The organism is Telluria sp. LT1R51-2, from assembly GCF_059685775.1.
Genome location: NZ_JCASIM010000001.1, coordinates 278,521 through 302,274, shown reverse-complemented (window position 1 = coordinate 302,274; position 23,754 = coordinate 278,521). Strand labels below are relative to the sequence as shown.

The following is a 23,754-nucleotide window of genomic DNA, read 5'->3' as shown; positions in this document are numbered from 1 at the left end:
CGAAGGCGCTGACGACGTTGTGGACAGGCCTGCAGGCTCACGTCGTCGAACCTCAAAAATCGTAACGCAACCCCACCGCCAGTGCACGACCACCACGCACACCGCCATCCACATCCGCCAGACCACCACGCCGCGTCGTCAGCGCCGCCGTCTCGGCTTCACGATACAGCTCGGCAAACAGCCGTGCGTCGCGCGACAGCGCGTAATCGATGCCGAGGTGGATGATCTCGTCGCCGTAGTTGTCCACCTTCGCGAGCATCAGCTTGATCGTGCTCTTGCCCAGAGCATAGTGACCATACAGATTGATGGCGCGGTTGCCATCGGTCGAGAAGCCGCCTGGCTGGCGGTTGCCCGTCTCGAATGCCTCGTACTTCACCGCGAGGTACAAGGCATCGGCCTGGTGGCTGAGCGTGACGCCGTAGATGCGGTTCTTGCCATAGCCCGCGTCGCCCCGGTCATCGACGCCTGCCGCCAGGCGGGTGTCGCCGCGGACATACGTGGCCACCGCCTGCCAGCGGCGGTCGTCGATGCGCGAGGTCGAACGGCGGTTGCCGCTGCTGGGCGCATAGCCGGCGCCAAACGACAGCCCGTTGTAGTCCGGGGTCGTGTACGCCAGCGTCTTGGCCACCCGGAACACGGTGTAGGTCGCATAGCCGCTGTAGTACGTGCTGAACATGTCCACCGGCGCTGCCACGGCGTTGTAGTAAGGCATCCACTGCTGGCCGTAGGTGAGCGCGCCGAGCGTGCCCTTCACGCCGACGCTGGCGATGCGAATGTTTTCATCCTGGTCGTAGGGGTCGCGCAGCCTGGCGTTGGCGACATCGACCGGGAGCTCGACTTGCCCGACGAGCGCCAGGCCCGCATTGATCGGGTATTTGCCGCTGACACCCACGCGCGAATACGCATCGCGCAGGCTGGTATAGGAATCAGCACGGTCGGGATGGACCGATTCGACCTGGGTGCGCAGCGAGCCGTAGAAGTCGAGCTCCGGCGTGTCCTGCGCGAACGCAGCGCTGCCGCAGAGCGACCCCGATAATGCAAACGCCATGCAGGCAGGTGTGGTGGTGAGGAAAGTCATCGATGGTCTCCAAAGGTCAGGACCATAAGGTCAAATTAAAGCGGCAAGTTGGGTGGCCACCGGCATCAGCCCGAGCACCAGTTCGCGCACCCCGTCCCAGACGATCTGCACGCCCAGACACAGCAGGATGAACGCGGTCAGGCGCAGGAAGACGGCGGTGCCGGCTTCGCCGATCAGGCGCAGGAAATGCTCGCCGTAGCGGAACGCCAGGTACAGCAGCACGCCAATCAGGCCCAGGGCAAGCAAGGCGCCGCCCATGCGCGCCAGTGAAAACACGACCTTGACATCATGCAGGGCCACGCCGACCGTGATGGCGACGGCGATCGAGGCCGGGCCACAGCTGATCGGAAAGGTCAGCGGATAAAAGGCTTGGCGCTGCGCGTGTTCCGGCGTAAAGGTTTCGGCCAGAGAGGCCCGGCTGTCGGGCGTGGCCGGCGTCGCCCCGAGCAGGCGCCAGGCGACGGACGCCAGGATCAGGCCACCGCCAATGCGGACGATGGGCAGCGAGATGCCAAAAAAATCGAGGACGTACGAACCGATCAGCATCGAACCGGCCATCAGCCAGAACATATTGCGGGCGATGCGGCGTGCCAGCAGCGTGCGGATCGGCGGCGATGCACCTTCGGTCAGGCTCAGGAAAATCGGCGCAGTGGCGGCCGGATTAAGGATTGGCAACATCGTTACCAATACAAACAGGAAGCTCCTGGCAGCAACTAGAACAAGTTCGATTGTCATGGATGGTCCGGCAGCCCCGTCAGGCTGAACTCGGTTGCCAGCGCATGGAGCCGCTGGCGTGGGGTTTATTCACGTGCACACCTTCAAGCGAAACACGACGCGTGCCGATGTGGAACCTGCCGTCGTCACGGGGCTCTTTCTTCCGACAGCAGAAACTGTACAGGAAGGTTGGGCGTGATGGACACACGTCTGACGGCGGAATGCCGATCGGAAAGCCTCGTTTATCGCCGGCACACGCCAAAAAAAAGCGGCGCCGCCAGCACCGGATCACGTGAATGACCCTGTACCGACGGCGCCGCCGTCACGCTACCCCCACACGCTTAGTGCTTGGTATCGCCCTTGTCCATCTCGTGGATTTCGTGGTCCTTCAGTGCCTTGCGCACTTTGGCGACATCGGCGGCACCGACTGGCGCAGCCTTGTTGCCCCAGGCATTGCGCACGAAGGTGGTCAGGTGCGCCGTCTCTTCGTCCGACAGACGCCATGCAAAGCCCGGCATGCCCAGTTCCGATGGCGCCGTCTTGGTCGATGGCAGGCGTGCACCGGCCAGGATCACGCGGATCAGCGAGCTCGGATCCTGCTGCAGCACGGTCGGGTTGCCCGGCAGCGCAGGGAACACATTGCCCGAGGCCTTGCCATCGACACGGTGGCAGGCCGAGCAATTGTCCAGATACAGCTGGACACCGCGCTGGCTGTCGTCACCGCTCATGATGGCGTCGACCGTTGCCGTGCTGGCCGTGAAGCTGGCTTTCTTGTTGCCCGTGGCAGGCAGCGTCTTGAGGTAGCCTGCCATGGCGCTCAGGTCGGCATCCGTCATGTTCTGCGTGCTGTGCAGGACAACGTCCTGCATCGGCTCGCCGAGCACGCCGGAATGGCTGTTGCGACCGGTCTTGAGGGTATCGACGATATCCTTCTCGCTCCAATTGCCCATGCCGTCGACCTTGTCGCCACGCAGGTTCACCGCGAGCCAGCCGTCGATCAGCGGACCGCCAGCCAGGTACTCAGGACCGGACTCGTCCAGCGCCAGCTCGTTGAGCGTGGTCGCGCGCGGGGTGTGGCAGGTGCCGCAGTGACCCAGGCTCTGGACCAGGTAGGCGCCGCGGGCAATGCGCTGGTCGGCGTACTTCGACAGGTCCATCGGGCCCTGCACCGGCACGAACGTCTTGCGCCATATGCCCAGCGGCCAGCGGATCGACAGCGGCCAGCGGATGTCGGCCGCGCGGTTTGCAGCGCTCGCCGGCGCCACGCCGTGCATGAAGTAGGCGTACAGCGCGCGCAGGTCGTCGTCGCTCATGCGGGCATATGACGGGAACGGCATCGCCGGATACAGCGTGCCGCCGGTCGGCGTGATGCCGTGACGGATCGCACGATCGAAATCGTCCAGCGTGTAGTTGCCGATACCAGTCGTCTTGTCGGGCGTGATGTTCGTCGAGTACATATTGCCGATCGGCGACTGGATCACGCGGCCGCCCGCGAAGGCTTTGCCGCTTGGCGCAGTGTGGCAGGCGATACAGTCCGAGGCGGTGGCGACATAGCGCCCCTTCTCGATCAGGCCGGCATCAGGCTTCGCGCCCGCTGCAAGCTGCGGACCCGGTTCGATCTTGCGCGTCTCGGTCGGTGCGACGGCGTAGCCGTACATGCCGGCAAACACCAGCGCGCCAACGATGCCAAGGGTCAGGAGGACTTTTTTCACAGGTTTTTTCGTCGTCATCTGTTTGTCCTCTTATGCCTGGACCAGTGGGCCTGGGTTCTTGATGTACTGCTCACGGATCGCCTTGGCACACCAGTACGCCAGCGCGCCGACCATGCCGGTCGGGTTGTAGCCATTGTTCTGCGGGAAAGCGTTGGCGCCTGGCGCGAACACGTTCGGCACATCCCACGATTGCAGATACTTGTTCAGGGCCGACGTCTTCGGGTTGTCGCCCATGATGGCGCCGCCGACCGTGTGCGTGCTCTGGTACTGGTTGATGTTGTAGTGGCTGCCTGCCTTTTTCGCATCGCCCTTGATGGCCAATGGATTGAGCACCTGACACATGTCCTGCGCCTTGCCGACCAGGTATTGCGACGCGATGATTTCGTTCTCGTGCCAGTCGAATGTCATGCGCAGCAATGGCCGGCCGAAGCCGTCCTTGTAGTTCGGATCGAGGTCGAGATAGGCATCGTCGTACGACATGCAGGAGCCCTGCACTTCGAAGTAGAACGAATGGCGCATTGCTTCCTTGGCGCCCTTCTTCCAGTCGCTGCCCCAGCCCGGTACGCCCGGTGCGGTCGCGATGCCGCGCACGGGTCCGCCGCCCGGCTGGCGCGCCCAGATGATGCCGCCGCCGATGAAGCCGGTCTTGGTCGGATCGTTACGGTTGCCGTTCAGGTCATCGAACGTGGCGCCGCCGCCGCCAATGCCCATGAACTGGTTGGCGTGCACGGTCTCGTCGAAGAACAGCGAGACGCGGTTCAGGTTCTGGTACGAGTAGTTCTTGCCGACGGTACCGGTCTTGGTGACAGGATCGTAAGCCGGGCCAATGCCAGACAACAGCATCAGGTGCACGTTGTAGAGCGAGAACGCGGCCAGGATGACGATGTCCGCCGGCTGCTCGGTCTCGCGGCCCTGGGCATCGAGGTAGTTCACGCCGGTGGCCATCTTGCCGTCCGGCGTCAGGTTGACCTTCATGACCTGCGCCATCGTGCGCAGATCGAACCCCTTGCGGCCACGCAGCACCGGCAGGATGTTCGCGTTCGGGCTCGCCTTCGAGTAGTTCAGGCAGCCATAGTCGGAGCAGAAGCCGCAGAAATTGCACGGCCCCATCTGGCAACCGTATGGGTTGACATAGGTGCCCGAGGCATTCGAGGCCGGGATCGGGTATGGGTGGTAACCCATCGCGTTGGCAGCCTTGTAGAAGTATTCGGCGCCCAGGTAGTCCGGGTTGGGCCCGAGCGGGAATTCGCGCGAGCGCGAGCCTTCGTACGGATTACCGCCAGCAACTTGCGCGCCATTGATGATGCCGCCCTTGCCCGAGGTGCCGCACACGTATTCGAAGTGGTCGAAGTGCGGTTCCAGATCTTCATACGTGATCGGGAAATCCTGGATCGACATGCCGGCCGGCAGGATCTTCTTGCCGTACTTCTGTTCCATGATGCTGCGGATCTTGAAATCCTCCGGCAGCGCGCGGAAGTGGCAGCCCGACCAGTGCGAACCGGCGCCGCCGACGCCCGTGCCCGGCTTGAACGAGCCCATGCGGCGCATCGGCACGGCCGACGTCGTGCCGTTGTGGCGGATGGCGATGGTCTCTTGTGCCAGCGACTGCAGGTACTTGCGGTGCACCGAGCCTTCGAGCTCGTCGATTACGCGCGGGTAAGCGAAGTCGGGCTGCGTGTCGCGGTCAGGACCACGCTCGAGCACGACGACGTTCATGCCGGCGTCCGTCAATTCCTTGGCAATGATGGCGCCAACCCAGCCCATGCCAACGATCACTGCATCTGTTTTTGGTTTTACGATTGCCATGCTTTATCCTCTCCGTCCCGCCAGATCGACCGGTCCGAGCGGATACGGTTTGTCGCGAATCTTGACCCACTCCAGATAATCGCCCCGCATGCCGGGGTAGCCGATCATCTTCCATGCGCCCATGTTTTTGTTGCCGCCGTGGCTCGGGTCGGCAAAGTAGCCGGCCCGCACTTCGGCGAGGAAATCAGCAAAGAACAGCTTCGACGAAATGTCGGCCAGCTTGATCTTGCCTTCTTCGAGATCCTTCAATACCGCCTCCTGCATGCGCAGGTCGAGGTCGGCAAACGCCTTGCCCGAGAAGCTACTGGCGCAATGCGCGTCGACGGCCTTGATGCCCACGCGGATGATGTCCTTGAGCGCCAGCTTGCCCTGATAGCCAAATTCGGACGTCGCTTCGAGGAACGGGCCCTGCATATACCAGATCGCGCCGGCGGCGTACGGGCTCTGCATGTGGCGGTCGAGGAATTCCGGCACGCCCAGTTCGACGGCGCCAGGGCCGTGCTGGTCATGCGGGATCAGGCGATCGACGGCGGCGATGACGAATTTCCATTCGGTCGCGGTGAAGAATTTGGGGGTGTAGGCGTCAGGCTTGCCTTCGGTCGGCGCTGCGGCCGTCGCGTTGGGCAGGTTCTGCTGGATCGCCGCTGCCGCGCCCGCACCCATCGGCACGAAGACCAGGGTCTTGATGAGCGTGCGGCGCCGGGAAGGAGATTGCTGGTCATCGGACATAATGTCGTTGCTCCATATTGACGTTGGATATATATACTTCAGGCATCTCGCATGATAACCATGCTGAACTTGATACGCCATTGAAAATCCCGGCGCTGGAATTGGCACTGGCCATTATCTATCGTTGATTGGTGCAGTTTTTTGGCGACCCCGCCGCGCTCGTTGCCGTATAGGGAAATCAGGATCGACAACGCGTATATATTTACAAATGAAACATTCGAATATTCAGAAATTTCAAGAGTTTTAATGCAGTGAATGAAATGCATTTACTACATGAACACTGTATTACAAGGCGCGGTCAGCGTTCGGCATAACCAACATCAGCGTCAATACAATTGTTTCGTAATTGGCCGCGTCCCAGCACACAGGGCGCGACAACCCGGCCTCACGAATTACCGCAAGAGGGGTCGGACAAAGATCAATGTCACTCTGGCCACCCTGTGCCAGGGGGCTCAAGCATGATCGACCCATGCAGGCAAAAAACTTCACATGTTGCATAAATGAAACAGTGTAACAACACTATTCGCGCCATGCAAAATGACATTTCAGCCAGAAAAATAGCCAGGCCAATATCAATATCGTCATCGCTCAAAATGCCGGCGCCGTGGTTTATGGTCGAGATGTAACGACAAACCCATGCGGATTTCGAATGCTCCCATCACGTAATATGATGGGATTAAATGAATGACCGATTCGGATTCATGCCCGTATCACAGCCGATAGTAATTGGCTGCGCTGCAGTCAATTCAAGCAGTGCATTTACGGCAATGATGTACGTATTGCACGCCAGGCCCAACCCAATACCGCGCGCAGCAAGGTACCGCCCAATATCCATGGCCGTGGTTGATTCAATACGTGCCGGCAAAGACGCTGCGGCAAGAAGAACCGCACGAACGTCGACAAGCCACGCGCGCGCATGCTGCGCAGGCAGCCGCCGGCGACCGTTGTGTCGAACCCGTCCCCGGCGCGCAGCAAGTAGAGCGCGGTCCCCGAACACATCGCGATATCGGCCTTGGCATCGCACGCCAGTGGGCGCAGGCCGTGCCGGTACGACAGCACGAGCGTGCGGTGCAGGTCGGGCAGCGCGAGGTGCAGCGGACGCATGGCGCCGAGCCATTCCAGCCAGCGCGGCAACCCATGCAGGCGCGCGTCGGCGCGCTCGCAGTAACTGGCAAATGCCTCTTTCAATTCGGCCAGCGTGGCCTGGGCCGGGCGCGGCAGCGGTGCTGGCTGCGTGAGCCAGCATGCCATCCAGTACACCAGCGCTGCGTCGTGCTGCGCGCGCAAGGTGGCTGGCGTGGCGGATGCCAGATCGAACTGCGCGCCGGGCCGCATGAACCGGATCACGCCACGCAGCGCAGCCAGCGCTGGCGCCTCCAGCATGTCCAGTGGCGCGGGATGGCCTTGATTGCGCCACGCGTTGTCGATGCGGCTGAACTGCGCGAACGAGGCGACCGGCACGATCAGCCGCGGCCGGAATGCGTCGGCCTGGCACGCCATGCGCTCGATGCCGCGCCCGGCTGACGACTCGCCGCGTGGGGCATCGTCGGGATTGTCATACCAGGCCAGATCCGCAAAGCCGGTCAGCAGCACATCGACCCTGACCTGTGCCGCGCGCAGTTGTGCAGCAGCGCGGTGGCATGCGGCGGCAGTGGCCAGCGCCCGTTCGCCCAGGTGCAGCAGCGTGTACCGGCCGCACGCGATCAGGCAATACGATTCGGCTTCGCCACTGGCATGGGCCGTCAGGTGCAGGCCTGGGGCCAGCGCGCGCACTGCGCCAACGGGACATTCGGCGATGGCCAGGTGGTGGCGCCGCAGTTCGTGGGCCAGGCGCCAGTCGCCCTGGCGGCAGAGAAAGGTGGCGACCCCGCGAAATTCGGCGCGAAAACGCTCGACGAACCGGCGCGACAGGTGATCCGGCCGGGCGCTGGAGCACCAGACAAAGACCGGCAAGCCGCTGGCATTGAGTTCGGCGATCAGGCCGGCGCTGCCGGTAGAACCGTCGAGCAAACGGCAGGCGTCGTTGTGCACCGTGCCTTCCAGCCACGGGTCGGCCAGCAACAGCGCGCTGTCGGTGCGCAGCAACCAGCTGGCGTGGTTCAGAAATGTGAATGTCGGAGTTGGCATGAGCGTGGTAGAGGGGAGCGTCGATGGACCGAGTCTGGTGTGCGGCGGCAGACCATGCGTGAGGCGTCGCAATCGTGTGCGGGAACCGGCAAAGCGCTTCGCCAAACGGGGGAAACGCCCTACAATAAGGTTGTTCTACAGAATCTACCGTGCAGCCTGCCCGTACTGCATGCCACCCGACCCGAAACGACCGACATGCCCCTGGAATCCCTTTTGTTTGCGCTCCCTGCGCAGCTTGCACCCACGCTGGTAGCGGCCCTGCTGGGCCTGTTGGTCGGCAGCTTCCTGAACGTCGTGATCTACCGCATCCCGAAGATGATGCAGCGTGAATCCGACAATTACGTTGCGCAGGAAAACGGCCAGCCACCACCGCACACGGACCGCTTCAACCTGACCGTGCCCCGCTCCGCCTGTCCGTGCTGCGGGCACCGGATCACGGCCATGGAAAACATCCCGGTCATCAGTTATCTGGTCCTCGGTGGCAAGTGCCGCAAGTGCAAGACGCCGATCTCGCCGCGCTATCCGGCCGTCGAACTGTTCACCGCGATCGTGTCCGGCCTGCTGGTCTGGACCTTCGGCAGCGGCGCGATGGGCATGGCCAGCCTGGTGTTTGCGTGGCTGCTGATCGCGATGACCTTCATCGACTACGACACGCAACTGCTGCCGGACGACCTCACCTACCCGCTGCTGTGGGCGGGCCTGCTCATCAACCTGAACGGCACCTTCGTGCCGCTGCAGGATGCCGTCATCGGCGCCGCCGCCGGTTATCTGGTGCTGTGGTCCGTGTACTGGCTGTTCAAGCTGGCCACCGGCAAGGAAGGGATGGGCTACGGCGACTTCAAGCTGCTCGCCGGCCTGGGCGCGTGGCTGGGCTGGACCGCGCTGCCGACGATCATCCTGCTGTCGTCGGTCGTCGGCGCCATTGTCGGCATCAGCCTGATCGTGTTTGCCAAGCGCGCGCGCGACAAGGCGATCCCGTTCGGCCCCTACCTGGCGGCGGCGGGCCTGCTGACGATGCTGTACGGCGCGCAGCTGGGCGGCTTCACGGCGGGCCTGTTCGGATGACGCCGGCCTTTTCGGTGGGGCTCACCGGCGGCATCGGCTGCGGCAAGAGCACCGTCGCCGACCTGTTTGCCGCGCGGGGCGCGACGATCGTCGACACCGACGTCATCGCCCATGGGTTGACGGCGCCGCAGGGCGCGGCGATGCCTGCCATCGTGGCCGAATTCGGGCCCGACTTCGCGCAGCCCGACGGCGCGCTCGACCGCGCGCGCATGCGTACCCTCGTGTTCTCCGATGCCACCGCGCGTGCGCGCCTGGAAGCCATCCTGCATCCGCGCATCCGCGCCGCAACCGAAGCGGCCGGCCAGGCGGCCACCGGCGCGTATGTGATCTATGTGGTGCCACTCCTGATCGAATCGGGCAGCTGGCGCGAACGCGTCACGCGCGTGCTGGCCATCGACTGCAGCGAAGACACGCAGGTGGCGCGCGTCATGCAGCGCAGTCACCTCACTGCCGACGAGGTCCGTGCGATCATGGCAACCCAGGTCACGCGTGCCCGGCGCCTGGCCGAGGCCGACGATGTCGTCGACAACGACGCCGGCCTGGACGTCCTGCAAAAGCAGGTGCAGGCATTGCATGAACGGTATCTCGCGTTAAGTGTGTAACAAGAGTGATGCAGTGTTTGTAATTTCGGGCCGCATGGTTCAGAATCACGCAGTTGCCTTCCCGCCTACATTCAGAGGAATGTCATTTTGATCGTCTACGAATATCCTTTCAACGAGCGGATTCGCACGTTGTTGCGGCTGGAAGACCTGTACGAGAAATTCAAGTTCTTCGTGCATCAGGAACACCCGATGCAGCACCATGTCGCGCTCGCGACGATCTTCGACATGCTGGAAGTGGCCGGTCGCGCCGACCTGAAATCCGACCTGCTGCAGGAACTCGAGCGCCAGAAGCAGTCGCTGCTGGCCTACCGCAGCAACCCGGCCGTCGTGGCCGAAACCCTCGATGCCGTACTGGCCGAACTCGATACGGCCAGCAGCGCGCTGGTCGCGAGCCAGGGCAAGACCGGGCAGAACGTGCGTGAGAACGAGTGGCTCATGAGCATTCGAGGCCGCACCATCATTCCGGGCGGCGCCTGCGAGTTCGACCTGCCGTCGTACTTTGCCTGGCAAAAGCGCCCGTTCGACAAGCGCTTCGAGGACATCATGGGCTGGTTCGGGCCGCTCTCGCCACTGCTCGAAGCGCTGTCGCTGGTGCTGCGCCTGCTGCGCAATTCGGGCACGTCGGTCAAGCTGTTCGCCGCCGCCGGCAGCTACCAGCAGATGTTGCAGGGTAAAATCTACCAGATGCTGCGCCTGACGCTGGACGAAACGACCGGCGCGATCCCCGAGATCTCGGCCAACAAGTACATGCTGTGGGTGCGCTTCACCAGCCAGGACGGCGACTGCAAGCCCAAGCCGCTCGAAGCCGATGTGCCGTTCGACCTGACGCTCTGTAATTTTTAACCGATTGACCGTACGATGACCGTTGTTTCCTGCCCTACCTGCAGCAAGAAAGTCGAATGGACCGAGGCGAACAAGTATCGCCCGTTCTGCTCCGAGCGCTGCAAGCAAATCGACCTGGGCGCCTGGGCCGAAGAAAAATTCGTCATCCCCGGCGCCGTGCCGGCCGACCCGCTCGACCCGTTCGACGAGCCGCCACCGCCTCAGCCACAGCGCTGACATGGCGCGCGCGCCGCATTCCATCGGCACGCGACTGGCGCTGTGGGCAATTCGCCTGTACCAGCGCCACCTCTCCCCTCTCAAGGGTTTTTCCTGCGCCTGGCGCGCCGCCACGGGCCGCGCCAGCTGCTCGGGCCATGGCTACCGCGTCATTGCGCGCCATGGCCTGAGGCTGGGGTTGCCGCTCCTGCGGCGCCAGTCGCGGCGTTGTGGTGCTGCGCACGACCGCGCGCTGGCTGCACGTGTGGTTGCGGCGCCCAATCCTGTCTTGCACTACCAGCGTGGGGAGTGCGACCTGTTGCCGTGCGATGGCTGCAGCAGGCCGCTGGGCAGTGCTATGGCGCACCTGGGTTGCTAGGCAGCGGGGGAATGTGCGTGCGACAAGGTCGATCGCTGGCTGACCCGCTGGCTGCGCGGCTGGGGCGATGCGCGCAAGAAGTCACGACAACAGCGCTGATCTGCCATCCTGACGCCGTCGCGGAACGTCACACCCAGGCCCCTCGCCAGTTGGCGTCGGCGCTGGCAAGGGTCCTGCGCTACCAGTGCGCAGCCAGTGCTGGCCGGATCTTTATGCGATGAACTTTACGTGATGCGATCCGGAAAACGGACGCGGTCGAGCCATTCGAGCAGCGGTATCGTCGCCGGCAGCAGCGGACTGACGCCATACGCGCCCTGCCAGGCAAAGGCCTGCCCTTCCAGGCTTTGCGGTTCACCAGTCCACGCGCGGCAGATGTAGAAATACAGGCGCACGTGCGCGTGCTCATAGACGTGTTCGACGCAGCACCAGGCCTCCCCACTGACGACCTGCACCCCGAGTTCTTCCATGAATTCGCGCTGCAGCGCCGCGAAGATGTCTTCGCCGGCCTCCACTTTCCCGCCCGGGAATTCCCAGTAGCCGGCATACGGTTTGCCCTCCGGGCGCTGGCCGAGCAGCACGTCGCCATTCGGGCGCATCAGCACGCCGACGGCGACATCGACGGGTTGAATGTTCACATCACTCATGCGGCTTGATCCGGCAACTTGCCTGCGTAGTCTTTCGCGAACTGCCAGGCCACACGGCCCGAACGCGAGCCGCGCTGCAAGGCCCACTGCAGCGCTTCGGGTCGGGCCTCCGCGATCTGCTCCGGCGTGCAGCCGAAGCTGGCCAGCCAGTGGCCGGCGATCGCGAGGTAGTCGTCCTGGCGGAACGGGTAGAACGACAGCCACAAACCAAACCGCTCGGACAGCGAGATTTTCTCTTCGACCGTCTCGCCCGGATGCAGGTCGCCATCCGTGCCATGCTGGTAGCCGGCGTTGTCCGACATTTTCTCGGGCATCAGGTGACGCCGGTTCGACGTCGCGTAGATCAGCACATTGTCGGACTGCGCCGAGATGCTGCCATCCAGCGCAACTTTGAGCGCCTTGTAGCCGGCCTCGCCCTCTTCGAACGACAGGTCGTCGCAAAAGATCACGAAGCGCTCGGGCCGGCCCGCGACCAGGTCGACGATGTCGGGCAAGTCGGCCAGATCGGCCTTGTCGACTTCGATCAGTCGCAGGCCCTGGTCGGCGTAGCCGTTCAGGCACGCCTTGATCAGCGACGATTTGCCGGTGCCGCGCGCGCCGGTCAGCAGCACGTTGTTGGCCGGGCGGCGCGCGACGAACTGGCGCGTGTTCTGCTCGATCTGGCGCTTTTGCGCAGCCACGTGGTGCAGGTCGTCCAGGTTGATCGTGGACGCGTGCAGCACCGGCTGCAGGTAATTGCCGGCGCCACCCGCGCGGCGGCGCCAGCGGAAGGCCGTGCTGCGCTTCCAGTCCGGCTCACGGGCATGCGCGGCCGGCAGCACGGCCTCGAGGCGCTCGAGCAGCCCTTCGGCGCGGCGCAGGAACTGGTCCAGTGGCGACGTCAAGATCAGGACCGGTAGTCGGCGTTGATCGTCACGTAGTCGTGCGACAGGTCGCAGGTCCAGACCGTGGCCGTGGCGTCGCCGCGCGCGAGCTTGACGCGCACCGTGATCTCGGATTGCTTCATGATGCGCTGGCCGTCTTCTTCCTTGTAGTCGGGATTGCGGCCGCCCGCCTTGGCGACCCAGACGCCATCCAGATACAGGTCGAGCTTCGTCACATCGAGGTCATCGACGCCGGCATAGCCGATGGCGGCCAGGATGCGGCCCAGGTTGGGGTCCGACGCGAAGAACGCGGTTTTCACCAGCGGCGAATGCGCGATCGCATACGCGATCTTGCGGCACTCGGCCACATCGGCGCCTTCGTCGACCGTGATGGTCATGAACTTGGTGGCGCCCTCGCCGTCGCGAATGATCTGCTGCGCCAGGTTGCGCGAGATGTCGGTGACCGCGTCTTTCAACGCTTCGTAATCCGCGCCTTCGGCCTTGTCGATGACAAGCGAACCGGCGCCGGTGGCGACGATGATGAACGAGTCATTGGTCGACGTATCGCCATCGATCGTGATCGCGTTGAACGAATGGTCGGCCGCATGCTTGACCAGTTCATCGAGCACCGGCTGCGCGACCTTGGCGTCGAACGCCAGGTAGCCCAGCATTGTGGCCATGTTCGGCTTGATCATGCCAGCGCCTTTGCTGATGCCGGTCATCGTGACGGTGTGCCCGCCGATGGTGACGGTGCGCGACGCGGCCTTCGGCTGGGTGTCGGTGGTCATGATCGCCTCGGCGGCGTTGTACCAGTTGTCCGCCTTCAGGTTCGACACTGCGGCCGGCAGGCCGGCGACGACCTTCTGCAGCGGCAGCTGTTCCAGGATCACGCCGGTCGAAAACGGCAGCACCTGGCCTGGCTCGATATTCAGCAGCTTGGCCAGCTCGGCGCAAGTGGCCTGCGCATTGGCCAGGCCTTCTTCGCCCGTGCCGGCGTTGGCATTGCCGGTATTGACCACCAGCGCGCGAATCGGCGCGCCGCCGTTTTTCACGGCGGCCAGGTTGGCCTTGCTGACCTGGACCGGTGCGGCGCAGAAGCGATTGAGCGTGAACACGCCGGCGACAGTGGCGCCTTCTGCCACGCGCATGACGAGGATGTCCTTGCGATTGGGCTTCTTGATGCCGGCTTCGGCGAAACCGATCTGGATGCCGTTGACAGGTTTCAGGTCGGCTGCGACTGGCAGGGGGGAATTGACGGCCATGGTGATCTCGTTGGAAAAATTCGAATCGCTTATTGTAACGGCACGATCCTCCGGTACGAAATTGCGGGCCAAATAAAAAACGGCCGGGTTTCCCCGGCCGTTTTCACATGCTACCTGCCTGCTGCGCTTACGCCAGCTTGCCGTGGCACTGCTTGAACTTCTTGCCGCTGCCGCAAGGGCATGGGTCGTTGCGGCCGACCTTCACGCCCATGTAGCTGCTGTGGTCTTCGGCCGAGACCGCGTCGCCTTCGCCACCCTTGTTCGGGTTCGGATTGAACAGCTCTTCCGGCGCGGCCGACGGGTTGTAGTCGGCGTGCTGGTAGTTGACGTTCTCGAGCTGGGCCGCCTGCGCTGCCATCGCTGCTTCGGCCGCTTCGACTTCTTCGCGCGACTGGATGTGCACCGTCATCACCGTACGGATCACTTCGTTCTTGATCAGGTCCAGCATGCTGCTGAACAGCTCGAACGCTTCGCGCTTGTATTCCTGCTTCGGGTTCTTCTGTGCGTAGCCGCGCAGGTGGATACCCTGGCGCAGGTGGTCCAGCGCCGCGAGGTGTTCGCGCCAGTGGGTATCGACGCTTTGCAGCATGACGTTGCGCTCGAAGCCGCCGAACGATTCGCGGCCCACGATGCCGACCTTGTTGTTGTACGACGTTTCGGCCGCAGCCAGCACGCGCTCGAGCAGTTCGTCGTCGTTCAGGTTCGGCTCGTCCTGCAGCATCTGCTGCAGCGGCACGTTCAGGCTCCACTCGCCTGCCAGCGTCGTTTCCAGCGCCTTGACGTCCCACTGTTCTTCGACCGATTCGGCCGGCACATGGATGCGCACCTGGTCGGTGAACACGCCCACGCGCAGCGAATTGATCATCTCGCTGATGTCGGTCGCTTCGAGCAGTTCGTTACGCTGGGTGTAGATCACCTTGCGCTGGTCGTTGGCGACGTCGTCGTACTCGAGCAGCTGCTTGCGCACGTCGAAGTTGCGGGCCTCGACCTTGCGCTGGGCCGACTCGATCGAGCGCGAGACGATGCCCGCTTCGATCGGTTCGCCTTCCGGCATTTTCAGGCGGTCCATGATCGCGCGCACGCGGTCACCCGCGAAGATGCGCAGCAGCGCGTCGTCCAGGCACAGGTAGAAGCGGGACGAACCCGGATCGCCCTGACGGCCCGAACGGCCGCGCAGCTGGTTGTCGACGCGGCGCGATTCGTGGCGCTCGGTGCCGATGATGTGCAGGCCGCCGGCATTGACCACGTGGTCGTGCAGCGATTGCCACTCGTCGCGCAGCGTCTGCGACTGGGCCGCTTTCTGCTCGGGGGTCAGGTTGCCATCGGCTTCGATGAGCTGGATCTGCTTGCCCATATTGCCGCCCAGGACAATGTCGGTACCACGGCCGGCCATATTGGTGGCGATGGTGATCATCTTCGGACGGCCGGCCTGCGCGACGATTTCCGCTTCGCGTGCGTGCTGCTTCGCGTTCAGGACGTTGTGCGGCAGATTCGCCTTGGTCAGGATGCCGGACAGGAGCTCGGAGTTCTCGATCGAGGTGGTGCCCACCAGGACCGGCTGGCCGCGCTCGTAGCAGTCGCGGATGTCCATGACCATCGCGTTGTACTTTTCGTCGGACGTCTTGTAGACCTGATCCTGGCGGTCCTTGCGCTGCGACGGCCGGTTCGGCGGGACGACGACGGTTTCGAGGCCGTAGATTTCCTGGAATTCGAACGCTTCGGTATCGGCGGTACCGGTCATGCCGGCCAGCTTGCCGTACATGCGGAAGTAGTTCTGGAACGTGATCGAGGCCAGCGTCTGGTTCTCGTTCTGGATGCGCACGCCCTCTTTCGCTTCGACGGCCTGGTGCAGGCCATCCGACCAGCGGCGGCCCGTCATCAGGCGGCCGGTGAATTCGTCGACGATGACGACTTCATTGTTCTGCACCACGTAGTGCTGGTCCTTGTGGTACAGGACGTGGGCGCGCAGCGCCGCATACAGGTGGTGGATCAGCGTGATGTTGCCGGCGTCGTACAGCGACGCGCCTTCAGGCAGCAGGCCCATCTCGGTCAGGATCGCTTCGGCGTGCTCGTGGCCCGATTCGGTCAGCAGCACAGTGTGCGCTTTTTCGTCCTTCAGGTAGTCGCCCGGGACTTCGATCTTGCCCTTGCCGTCCGGGGTTTCTTCGCCGATCTGCTGGACCAGCTGCGGCGGCACCGCGTTCAGGCGGATGTACAGGTCGGTATGGTTCTCGGCCTGGCCCGAGATGATCAAAGGCGTACGCGCTTCATCGATCAGGATCGAGTCGACTTCATCGACCACCGAGAAATTCAGGCCGCGCTGGACGCGCTCGCGCAGGTCGTAGACCATATTGTCGCGCAGGTAGTCGAAGCCGAATTCGTTGTTGGTGCCGTACGTGATGTCCGAGCTGTAGGCTTTCTGCTTGCTGTCGTGGTCGAGCTGCGACAGGTTGACACCGGTCGTGAGGCCCAGCCAGCCGTACAGCTGCCCCATCTGGTCAGCATCGCGCTGCGCCAGGTAATCGTTGACGGTAATGACGTGCACGCCCTTGCCCGACAGGCCGTTCAGGTAGACCGGCAGCGTGGCCATCAGGGTCTTGCCCTCGCCCGTGCCCATCTCCGCGATCTTGCCCTGGTGCAGAACCATGCCGCCGATCAGCTGGACGTCGAAGTGGCGCATCTTCATCACGCGCTTGGCAGCTTCGCGGCAGACGGCAAACGCTTCCGGCAGGATCTCGTCGAGGGTCGTGCCCTTGGCCAGCCGGTCCTTGAATTCAGGCGTCTTGGCTTGCAGTTCCGCGTCCGAGAGCTGCTCCATCTGTGGCTCGAGCGCGTTGATGACACGCACGGTCTTTTGATATTGCTTGAGCAGTCGCTGGTTGCGACTGCCGAAAATCTGGGTCAGGAATGACATGCTTGGTTTCTAGTATTAAATACGCCGCAATAGACGCCAATGAGGGAGCCAAGATGATATCAAACAGATTTCACCAAAGACCGCGTTAGGCAAATAACCACTGATTTTATCATGCGATTCGGCCACACTTGGGGATCGTGGGCAGGATAACAAGTCCCGCAGGGACAGAAACGTTATCAGACTGCCTCGTGCAGCGTGCAAAATCCCACCCTGCATGGCCCGCGACCCGGCGCTGCGCCGGGGTTTCCCCATCTGGCGCGCGCTGTGGTATGTTCCGAGCATGCAGCAACCTCCCCCAAAGCGCCCGGTCCATATCTTCGGCACCAAGAACCGGCAGACCTCGCACGCCGCCACCGACTTCCTGCGCTCGAACGACCGCCTGGCCAGCCTGATGCCGGCCATCACGCGCATGGCGCGCCTGCAGGCCGATTGCGCCGCGGCGCTGCCGGCCGTGTTTCACAACTGCGATGTGCTGTCGTTCCAGGAAGGGGTGTTGATTCTGGCCGTGCCCAGCTCGGCGCTGGCGGCGCGACTGAAGCAGATGCTGCCCAAGCTGCAGACGACGCTCATCGGGCGCGGCTGGCAGGTGGAATCCACCCGCATCAAGGTGCAGGTCACGCGCGCGCTGCCCGACAAACCCGAGATGCGCACGCTGGAGCTGCCACCGACGGCGGTGCGCGCATTCGAGGAACTGGCAGCATCACTGCCGGACGACAAGCACAACCGCGATCTGGTGGCCGCGCTCAGGGCGCTGGCAGCGAAAAGACGCTAATCTGAAATAAGCAGCGGCAGCGTTGGGGTCAGCTCTGCGCCCACTCGCGCGTCATCTGCTTGACGTACGACGGCGGCGCGGTATCGAGCGCATCGAAGCTGACGATCTCGTACGCGTCCGGCTGCGCCAGCAAGGCGCGCAGCAGGTCGTTGTTGAGCGCGTGGCCCGACTTGTGGGCCGTGTAGCTGGCCAGCAGAGGATGGCCGACCAGGTACAGGTCGCCGATCGCGTCGAGGATCTTGTGGCGCACGAATTCATCTTCGTAGCGCAGACCGTCGGCATTGAGGATGCGGTATTCATCCATCACGATCGCGTTCTCGAACGAGCCGCCGCGCGCCAGGCCCATACCGCGCAGGCTTTCCACGTCCTGCATGAAGCCGAAGGTGCGGGCACGCGCGACGTCGCGCACATAGGTGATGTCGCCGAAGTCCACGCTTGCGCGCTGCATCGTGCCATCGACCGCCGGGTGATTGAATTCGATGAAGAAATCGAGCTTGTAGCCGTTGTGCGGCGACAGGCGCGCCCACTTTTCGGCCGCGCCGCTGCCCTGGCGCACTTCGACGTCCTTCAGCACGCGGATGAACTTGCGCGCCGACGGCTGCTCTTGCACGCCGGCCTGCTGGAGCAGGAACACGAACGACGACGCCGAACCGTCCATGATCGGGATTTCCTCGGCCGTCACGTCGATGACGAGGTTATCGATGCCCAGACCGGCGCAGGCCGACATCACGTGTTCGACGGTCGAGACGCGCGCATCGTCCTTGATCAGGACCGACGCCATGCGCGTGTCGCCCACGACGTGCGCGGAGCTGGGAATGGACACGATCGGATCGAGATCGACCCGGCGAAACACGATGCCCGTGTCCGGAGCGGCCGGGCGCAGCGTGAGTTCGACCTTGCGGCCCGAGTGCAGTCCGACGCCGGTGGCGCGGACCAGTTCCTTGATGGTTCGTTGTTTCAGCATGGATCGATTATAGCCCAGCGCTTCCGGCGCTGCTGCGCCCCTCCCCTGCGCCTCAAGGATGCTCGGCCTCGACATGCTCTTTCTCGTGGCGGATCAGATACAGGCCGCTGCCGATGATGATCGCTGCGCCCAGCAGCGTGTAGCTGTCGGGCAGCGCGCGCCACAGCAGCCAGTCCAGGCCCACGCCCCAGGCCAGGGCCGAGTATTCAAACGGCGCCACGCTCGACGCTTCGCCGCGCGAAAACGCTTCGGTGATCGCCAGCTGGCCGATGAAGCCCGACACCGCCAGCCCGCACAGGATCGGGATGTCACGGGCCGACAGCGGCACCCAGTCGGGCGCCGCCAGGGTGCCCGCGCCAATGGCAATCAGCACCATCAGCCAGAACACCGTGTGCTCGCTGCGGTCGGTGCGTGACAGCACGCGTACCGTGATCGCCGAGACGGCGTAGCAGGCGGCCGACCCCAGTACCGCCAGGCCGCCCACCGTCAGAAAACCCGCGCCGCTGGGACGCAGCACGACCAGCACGCCAACCAGGCCCACGCCGATCGCGACCCAGCGCGCCAGGTCGACGCGCTCGCGCAGCAGCAGCACCGACAAGGCTGTGATCAGGGCCGGCGCAATGAAGAAAATCGAATAGGCTTCGGCCAACGACAGCTTCTGCAGGCCGAACGCGAACAGCGCCAGCATCAGGATGCCCAGCCCGGCGCGCAGCAGGTGCATCGGCCAGCGCACCCGGAAGATGCCGGCAAACGCGCCGCGCCAGGCCACGTACAGGGCAATCAGGGGCAGCGAACAGATGGCGCGCAATGCGGCGACCTGCAGCGCCGGATAACGCGCCGACAGCAGCTTCATGGTCGTATCCATCAGCGCGAACATGAAGACGGCAAGCAGCATCGCGTAGATGCTGTACAGGTTTCCGGATGGGCGCTTCACGGTGCGGCGTTCCTTGTTGGCAGTGAAAAAAAACGGCGCCGCAGCGCCGTTCGTCATGCAGGTATGGGCGACATCAGCCCAGCTTTTCCAGCATCGCTTCGGCGCTCGACGCTTCGACGCCCTTGGCATCGAGGTCCAGCGTCTTGACCACGCCATCGTCGACCAGCATCGCGTAGCGCTTCGAGCGCACGCCCATGCCGTGGGCCGAGTAATCGTTGTCCAGGCCCAGCGCCTTGGTGAACGTGGCGTTACCGTCCGCCATCATGCGCACGATGCCGGTGGCTTTCTGGTCGCGGCCCCAGGCGCCCATCACGAACGCGTCGTTGACCGAGATGCACCAGATTTCATCGATGCCCTTGGCTTTGAGCGCGTCAGCGTGCTTGACGTAACCCGGCACGTGCTGCACCGAGCAACCCGGCGTGAACGCGCCCGGCAGGCCGAAGATGACGATCTTCTTGCCCTTGACCAGATCGGCGACCTGGAACGTGTTCGGGCCCAGGCTGCAGCCTGCGGTTTCGTTCTCGATGAATTCGGCCAGCGTGCCGTCGGGCAGGCGTTCGCCAATCTGGATGCTCATGTTCGCTCCTGTGAAGGTTGTGTGAATCCGGCCATTATCGCCGATCCGGGCCCCGGACGTAAAAAGGGCCAGCTCACGCCGGCCCTTTCAACGGCAGCTGGCTCGCGCCAGCCGTCATGTCAAAACTCAGTCCGCCTGCTTGCGCAGGAACGCCGGAATGTCGTAGGTCTCGACACCATTGCGCTGCATCGCCTGCACCTGCTCCGATGCCTGCTCGCGGCGCCACACGGCTGGCTGCTTCATGCCGCCCAGCGCGTCGGGGCTGGCCTTGCCGGCGGTCAGGCCGCCTGGCACGGCTGCCGCGCCCTGCATCACTGGCACATCGTAGGTACCGGTGCGCATGACTTGCTGCGGCTGGACCAGCTGGATCGACTTCTTGTTCTTGCCTAAGCCAGTGGCGACCACGGTCACGCGGATCTCGTCGCCCATCGCGTCGTCGTAGGCGATACCCTGTGCGATCGACGCGTCCGGCGCGGCGAAGGCGCGCACAGCGGCCATGACTTCCTTGATCTCTTTACCTTTCAGGCCACGGCTTGCGGTCACGTTGACCAGCACGCCCTTGGCGCCCGACAGGTCGATACCGTCCAGCAGCGGCGAAGCGACAGCCTGTTCGGCGGCGATGCGCGCGCGGTCGACGCCGGCGGCGGTCGCGGTGCCCATCATGGCCTTGCCCTGCTCGCCCATGATCGTTTTCACGTCGTTGAAGTCGACGTTGATATGGCCCGGCACGTTGATGATCTCGGCGATACCGGCAACCGCGTTGTTCAGCACATCGTCGGCGTGCTGCATCCAGTCGAGCATGCTTTCGTCTTCGTAGATGTCTTCCAGTTTTTCATTCAGGATGACGATCAGGGAGTCGACGTGCTTGGTCAGTTCTTCGAGGCCCGCTTCGGCCACGTCCATGCACTTCTGGCCTTCGTACGAGAACGGCTTGGAGACAACGGCGACGGTCAGCGCGCCCAGCGACTTGGCCACTTCGGCCACGATCGGTGCAGCGCCGGTGCCGGTGCCGCCGCCCATGCCGGCAGCGATGAAGACCATGTGCGCGCCGCGCAGTGCGTCTTCGATGCGCGAGCGCGATTGTTCGGCGAGCTGGCGACCGACTTCAGGACGCATCCCTGCGCCCAGGCCCGAGTCACCGATCTGGATGATGTTGTTCGCGCCCGATACCGCCAGCGCCTGAGCGTCCGTGTTCGCGGCGATGAACTCGACACCGGATACACCTTTATTGATCATGTGCTGAACCGCGTTGCCGCCGGCGCCACCGACGCCCACGACCTTGATCACGGTCCCCAGTGCTGCGTTATCGACCATATCGAACTCCATGATGTGCTCCCTAATTTTCAAAGTGCAGTTCCGGGAACGAGGCCTGTGCGTATCTGGTTCGCCGCCTCAAACCGGTATCTGCGATTGTATGTAAAAAACTGTAATTGGTGATGAAATTTCGCTACCTAATTTGTTACCAAGTGCTAGTGCGATTGCATGTGCGTCAGAAGTTCCCCGCGATCCACTCCTTCATGCGCTGCCAGACTGCCTTCACCGAACCATCCTGGCGCGTGACGATGTGTCCGCGCAGGTACTGTTTCTTTGCTTCGAGCAGCAAGCCAAGCACGGTGGCGTAGCGGGGGCTGCGCACCACATCGGCCAATTGCCCGCGGTAGTCCGGCGTGCCGAGGCGTGCCGGTTTGAGGAAGATGTCTTCCGCCATTTCGATCATGCCGGGCATGATCGCGCTGCCGCCAGTCAGGACAATGCCGGACGACAGCACGCCTTCGTAGCCCGATTCGCGCACGGCCTGGTGCACCATCGCGAACAGCTCCTCCACCCGGGGCTCGATCACGGCCGCCAGCGCCTGGCGCGACAGGGCGCGCGGGCCGCGGTCACCGAGACCTGGCACTTCGAGTGTCTCGCCCGGGTCGGCCAGCACCTGCTTGGCCACGCCGTAGCGGATCTTGATATCTTCGGCTTCGCCGGTCGGCGTGCGCAGTGCCATCGCGATGTCGCTGGTGATCTGGTCGCCCGCGATCGGGATCACGGCGGTGTGGCGGATCGCGCCGTCCGAGAACACCGCGATGTCGGTGGTGCCACCGCCGATGTCGATCAGCACCACGCCCAGTTCCTTTTCGTCGACCGTCAGCACCGCATCGGCAGACGCCATCGGCTGCAGGATCAGGTCCGAGACCTCGAGACCGCAGCGGCGCACGCACTTTACAATGTTTTGTACTGCGGAGACCGCACCGGTGACGATGTGCACCCGCACTTCGAGGCGGATGCCGCTCATGCCGATCGGCTCGCGCACGTCTTCCTGGTTGTCGACGATGAATTCCTGCGGCACCGTGTGCAGCAATTGCTGGTCGGTCGGGATGTTCACCGCCTTGGCCGTCTCGATCACGCGCGCCACATCGGTCGCCGTGACTTCTTTCTCCTTGATCGCCACCATCCCGCTCGAATTGAACGAGCGGATATGGCTGCCGGCGATGCCCGCGTAGACGTTACGGATCTTGCAATCCGCCATCAGCTCGGCCTCTTCCAGCGCGCGCTGGATCGATTCGACGGTGGCCTCGATGTTGACGACCACGCCTTTCTTCAATCCCCTGGACTCGTGCTGACCCAGCCCGATCACCTCGTGGCGTCCGTCGGACATCACTTCGGCGACCACGGCCACCACCTTGGATGTGCCGATGTCGAGACCGACGATCAGGTTTTTCGCGTCTTTTGTCATTGCTGTAGCCTGCTCAGATTTGCTTGGTTGTTGTATTGGTTTTTGTATTCGGTGCGGCTTTGGGCTTCTTGGCTGCCTTGACCGGCTTGGTCGCATCCAGCGGCACGTTCAGCGCCGCCGACGACAAGGCCAGTCCGTTCGGATAGCGCATATCGATCGTGTCGATACGGCCTTCCTGCAGCCGGGCCACCAGCTGCGGGTACACGCCGACCAGGCGCGCGACGCGCTTGTTCAACGTGTTGCGATCCTGTTCGCGTCCCAGTTCGACGCTCATGCCATTATCCAGCTTCACGGTCCATGCATAGCGATTCGATAGCGACAACGCGTGCGGCACCAGCGCCACCTTGGCAAACGCCGTGCGCAATTCATTGAAGCGCGCCAGCACATCCTTCTCGCTGCCCACCGGTCCATCGAATTCCGGCAGCGTCTGTTCATCGTCGGCTTCGGCGATATTGGCCGTAAACACGTCGCCCTTGACCGACAGCAGGCGGCCTTCGTCGCCCCAAGTGCCGAGTGCCTCGTGCTCTTCGACTTCGACCACCAGCGCGTTGGGCCATTCGCGGCGCACCGTGGCGCGGCGGACCCAGGGCACCGTCTCGAACGTCGCGCGTACCTGTTCCAGGTCGGCGGTAAAGAAGTTGCCGCGAATTTTACCGACCACGCCGTTACGCACGGTCAGTTCGTTCACGTGTTTCAGGTCGATCCCGTACATGCTCTCCACCGTCACCGAGCCCAGTGCGAACATCGGGCGCTGCGACAGCCACCAGACGCCGGTCACCAGCGCGGCGAGCACCGTCAGCGCCGTCAGGAAGCTGGCGGTTGCATTGAGGGAGCGGACGTCATGCCACATTG

22 protein-coding genes are annotated in these 23,754 nt (G+C 63.5%); 6 read left to right on the top strand and 16 right to left on the bottom strand.

Annotated features, from left to right (window positions below; translation table 11 throughout):
• Nucleotides 1-52: 52 nt before the first annotated feature.
• The 6 genes from AC56LH_RS01430 to AC56LH_RS01405 all read right to left on the bottom strand — a co-directional run bounded on the left by AC56LH_RS01430 (nucleotide 53) and on the right by AC56LH_RS01405 (nucleotide 8,166).
• Nucleotides 53-1,078, bottom strand: a complete 1,026-nt coding sequence (locus tag AC56LH_RS01430; protein WP_499643390.1) for a porin — start codon at nucleotides 1,076-1,078, stop codon at nucleotides 53-55.
• 30 nt (nucleotides 1,079-1,108) lie between these two features.
• On the bottom strand, nucleotides 1,109-1,813 hold the full coding sequence (locus AC56LH_RS01425; RefSeq protein WP_499643389.1) for a MarC family protein: 705 nt from the start codon (nucleotides 1,811-1,813) through the stop codon (nucleotides 1,109-1,111).
• Between the two features lie 320 nt (nucleotides 1,814-2,133).
• Entirely contained in the window at nucleotides 2,134-3,522 is a 1,389-nt protein-coding gene (locus AC56LH_RS01420; protein WP_499643387.1) for a cytochrome c, read from the bottom strand.
• 12 nt (nucleotides 3,523-3,534) lie between these two features.
• A complete protein-coding gene (locus AC56LH_RS01415) occupies nucleotides 3,535-5,310 on the bottom strand; it encodes a GMC family oxidoreductase (protein ID WP_183557271.1) in 1,776 nt (591 codons plus the stop codon).
• Nucleotides 5,311-5,313: 3 nt separating this feature from the next.
• The gene (locus AC56LH_RS01410; RefSeq protein WP_499643385.1) at nucleotides 5,314-6,039 is read right to left on the bottom strand and encodes a gluconate 2-dehydrogenase subunit 3 family protein; all 726 of its coding nucleotides are present in this window, start codon (nucleotides 6,037-6,039) and stop codon (nucleotides 5,314-5,316) included.
• A gap of 759 nt (nucleotides 6,040-6,798) precedes the next feature.
• On the bottom strand, nucleotides 6,799-8,166 hold the full coding sequence (locus tag AC56LH_RS01405; RefSeq protein ID WP_499643383.1) for an MBL fold metallo-hydrolase: 1,368 nt from the start codon (nucleotides 8,164-8,166) through the stop codon (nucleotides 6,799-6,801).
• A 195-nt stretch (nucleotides 8,167-8,361) separates the two neighbouring features.
• Here AC56LH_RS01405 and AC56LH_RS01400 point away from each other — a divergent pair, with 195 nt between their 5' ends.
• From AC56LH_RS01400 to yidD, 5 genes are all read left to right on the top strand, one after another.
• Nucleotides 8,362-9,231: a prepilin peptidase gene (locus tag AC56LH_RS01400; RefSeq protein WP_499643381.1), complete on the top strand. Its 870-nt coding sequence runs from the start codon at nucleotides 8,362-8,364 to the stop codon at nucleotides 9,229-9,231.
• Nucleotides 9,228-9,833: a dephospho-CoA kinase gene (coaE, locus tag AC56LH_RS01395; RefSeq protein ID WP_499643379.1), complete on the top strand. Its 606-nt coding sequence runs from the start codon at nucleotides 9,228-9,230 to the stop codon at nucleotides 9,831-9,833. Before AC56LH_RS01400 ends, coaE begins: the two co-directional genes overlap by 4 nt.
• Before the next feature lie 87 nt (nucleotides 9,834-9,920).
• Nucleotides 9,921-10,676 carry a cell division protein ZapD gene (zapD, locus tag AC56LH_RS01390; RefSeq protein WP_499643377.1) on the top strand — a complete coding sequence of 252 codons (756 nt, stop codon included), beginning with the start codon at nucleotides 9,921-9,923 and terminating at the stop codon, nucleotides 10,674-10,676.
• A gap of 15 nt (nucleotides 10,677-10,691) precedes the next feature.
• The gene (locus AC56LH_RS01385) at nucleotides 10,692-10,892 is read left to right on the top strand and encodes a DNA gyrase inhibitor YacG (RefSeq protein ID WP_499643375.1); all 201 of its coding nucleotides are present in this window, start codon (nucleotides 10,692-10,694) and stop codon (nucleotides 10,890-10,892) included.
• A 1-nt stretch (nucleotide 10,893) separates the two neighbouring features.
• Nucleotides 10,894-11,250 (top strand): membrane protein insertion efficiency factor YidD, encoded by a 357-nt coding sequence (yidD, locus tag AC56LH_RS01380; RefSeq protein ID WP_499643373.1) that lies wholly within the window; start codon nucleotides 10,894-10,896, stop codon nucleotides 11,248-11,250.
• Nucleotides 11,251-11,474: 224 nt separating this feature from the next.
• Here the strand turns inward: yidD and AC56LH_RS01375 are convergent, their stop codons facing one another.
• From AC56LH_RS01375 to secA, 4 genes are all read right to left on the bottom strand, one after another.
• Nucleotides 11,475-11,894: an NUDIX domain-containing protein gene (locus AC56LH_RS01375; protein ID WP_499643371.1), complete on the bottom strand. Its 420-nt coding sequence runs from the start codon at nucleotides 11,892-11,894 to the stop codon at nucleotides 11,475-11,477.
• Entirely contained in the window at nucleotides 11,891-12,778 is an 888-nt protein-coding gene (locus AC56LH_RS01370; protein ID WP_499643369.1) for an ATP-binding protein, read from the bottom strand. The genes AC56LH_RS01375 and AC56LH_RS01370 overlap by 4 nt, the downstream gene beginning before the upstream one ends.
• Nucleotides 12,779-12,780: 2 nt before the next feature.
• Nucleotides 12,781-14,019 (bottom strand): bifunctional glutamate N-acetyltransferase/amino-acid acetyltransferase ArgJ, encoded by a 1,239-nt coding sequence (argJ, locus tag AC56LH_RS01365; RefSeq protein ID WP_499643367.1) that lies wholly within the window; start codon nucleotides 14,017-14,019, stop codon nucleotides 12,781-12,783.
• Nucleotides 14,020-14,146: 127 nt separating this feature from the next.
• Nucleotides 14,147-16,933 (bottom strand): preprotein translocase subunit SecA, encoded by a 2,787-nt coding sequence (gene secA, locus AC56LH_RS01360; protein WP_499643365.1) that lies wholly within the window; start codon nucleotides 16,931-16,933, stop codon nucleotides 14,147-14,149.
• Nucleotides 16,934-17,213: 280 nt separating this feature from the next.
• On the opposite strand from secA, the gene AC56LH_RS01355 reads away from it, so the two are divergent.
• On the top strand, nucleotides 17,214-17,705 hold the full coding sequence (locus AC56LH_RS01355; protein ID WP_499648345.1) for a DciA family protein: 492 nt from the start codon (nucleotides 17,214-17,216) through the stop codon (nucleotides 17,703-17,705).
• Nucleotides 17,706-17,733: 28 nt separating this feature from the next.
• On the opposite strand, the gene lpxC is transcribed toward AC56LH_RS01355, so the two are convergent.
• The 6 genes from lpxC to AC56LH_RS01325 all read right to left on the bottom strand — a co-directional run bounded on the left by lpxC (nucleotide 17,734) and on the right by AC56LH_RS01325 (nucleotide 23,752).
• A complete protein-coding gene (lpxC, locus tag AC56LH_RS01350; protein ID WP_499643363.1) occupies nucleotides 17,734-18,669 on the bottom strand; it encodes a UDP-3-O-acyl-N-acetylglucosamine deacetylase in 936 nt (311 codons plus the stop codon).
• Nucleotides 18,670-18,721: 52 nt separating this feature from the next.
• A complete protein-coding gene (locus AC56LH_RS01345) occupies nucleotides 18,722-19,564 on the bottom strand; it encodes a DMT family transporter (RefSeq protein ID WP_499648343.1) in 843 nt (280 codons plus the stop codon).
• Between the two features lie 112 nt (nucleotides 19,565-19,676).
• Nucleotides 19,677-20,180, bottom strand: a complete 504-nt coding sequence (locus AC56LH_RS01340; RefSeq protein ID WP_183557230.1) for a peroxiredoxin — start codon at nucleotides 20,178-20,180, stop codon at nucleotides 19,677-19,679.
• 126 nt (nucleotides 20,181-20,306) lie between these two features.
• Nucleotides 20,307-21,506, bottom strand: a complete 1,200-nt coding sequence (gene ftsZ, locus AC56LH_RS01335; protein WP_499643360.1) for a cell division protein FtsZ — start codon at nucleotides 21,504-21,506, stop codon at nucleotides 20,307-20,309.
• Between the two features lie 163 nt (nucleotides 21,507-21,669).
• On the bottom strand, nucleotides 21,670-22,902 hold the full coding sequence (gene ftsA / locus AC56LH_RS01330; RefSeq protein ID WP_183557224.1) for a cell division protein FtsA: 1,233 nt from the start codon (nucleotides 22,900-22,902) through the stop codon (nucleotides 21,670-21,672).
• A gap of 13 nt (nucleotides 22,903-22,915) precedes the next feature.
• On the bottom strand, nucleotides 22,916-23,752 hold the full coding sequence (locus tag AC56LH_RS01325; protein ID WP_183557221.1) for a cell division protein FtsQ/DivIB: 837 nt from the start codon (nucleotides 23,750-23,752) through the stop codon (nucleotides 22,916-22,918).
• Between the last annotated feature and the right edge of the window lie 2 nt (nucleotides 23,753-23,754).

Excerpts from the sequence above, each read along its gene's own strand:
- AC56LH_RS01375 (WP_499643371.1), bottom strand. The coding sequence starts at position 11,894 with ATGAGTGATGTGAACATTCAACCCGTCGATGTCGCCGTCGGCGTGCTG.
- AC56LH_RS01325 (WP_183557221.1), bottom strand. The coding sequence starts at position 23,752 with ATGTGGCATGACGTCCGCTCCCTCAATGCAACCGCCAGCTTCCTGACG.
- coaE (WP_499643379.1), top strand. The coding sequence starts at position 9,228 with ATGACGCCGGCCTTTTCGGTGGGGCTCACCGGCGGCATCGGCTGCGGC.
- secA (WP_499643365.1), bottom strand. The coding sequence starts at position 16,933 with ATGTCATTCCTGACCCAGATTTTCGGCAGTCGCAACCAGCGACTGCTC.
- AC56LH_RS01400 (WP_499643381.1), top strand. The coding sequence starts at position 8,362 with ATGCCCCTGGAATCCCTTTTGTTTGCGCTCCCTGCGCAGCTTGCACCC.
- AC56LH_RS01385 (WP_499643375.1), top strand. The coding sequence starts at position 10,692 with ATGACCGTTGTTTCCTGCCCTACCTGCAGCAAGAAAGTCGAATGGACC.
- AC56LH_RS01345 (WP_499648343.1), bottom strand. The coding sequence starts at position 19,564 with ATGCTGCTTGCCGTCTTCATGTTCGCGCTGATGGATACGACCATGAAG.
- AC56LH_RS01430 (WP_499643390.1), bottom strand. The coding sequence starts at position 1,078 with ATGACTTTCCTCACCACCACACCTGCCTGCATGGCGTTTGCATTATCG.
- AC56LH_RS01415 (WP_183557271.1), bottom strand. The coding sequence starts at position 5,310 with ATGGCAATCGTAAAACCAAAAACAGATGCAGTGATCGTTGGCATGGGC.
- argJ (WP_499643367.1), bottom strand. The coding sequence starts at position 14,019 with ATGGCCGTCAATTCCCCCCTGCCAGTCGCAGCCGACCTGAAACCTGTC.
- AC56LH_RS01405 (WP_499643383.1), bottom strand. The coding sequence starts at position 8,166 with ATGCCAACTCCGACATTCACATTTCTGAACCACGCCAGCTGGTTGCTG.
- lpxC (WP_499643363.1), bottom strand. The coding sequence starts at position 18,669 with ATGCTGAAACAACGAACCATCAAGGAACTGGTCCGCGCCACCGGCGTC.
- yidD (WP_499643373.1), top strand. The coding sequence starts at position 10,894 with ATGGCGCGCGCGCCGCATTCCATCGGCACGCGACTGGCGCTGTGGGCA.
- ftsA (WP_183557224.1), bottom strand. The coding sequence starts at position 22,902 with ATGACAAAAGACGCGAAAAACCTGATCGTCGGTCTCGACATCGGCACA.
- AC56LH_RS01420 (WP_499643387.1), bottom strand. The coding sequence starts at position 3,522 with ATGACGACGAAAAAACCTGTGAAAAAAGTCCTCCTGACCCTTGGCATC.
- AC56LH_RS01355 (WP_499648345.1), top strand. The coding sequence starts at position 17,214 with ATGCAGCAACCTCCCCCAAAGCGCCCGGTCCATATCTTCGGCACCAAG.
- AC56LH_RS01425 (WP_499643389.1), bottom strand. The coding sequence starts at position 1,813 with ATGACAATCGAACTTGTTCTAGTTGCTGCCAGGAGCTTCCTGTTTGTA.
- ftsZ (WP_499643360.1), bottom strand. The coding sequence starts at position 21,506 with ATGGAGTTCGATATGGTCGATAACGCAGCACTGGGGACCGTGATCAAG.
- AC56LH_RS01340 (WP_183557230.1), bottom strand. The coding sequence starts at position 20,180 with ATGAGCATCCAGATTGGCGAACGCCTGCCCGACGGCACGCTGGCCGAA.
- AC56LH_RS01410 (WP_499643385.1), bottom strand. The coding sequence starts at position 6,039 with ATGTCCGATGACCAGCAATCTCCTTCCCGGCGCCGCACGCTCATCAAG.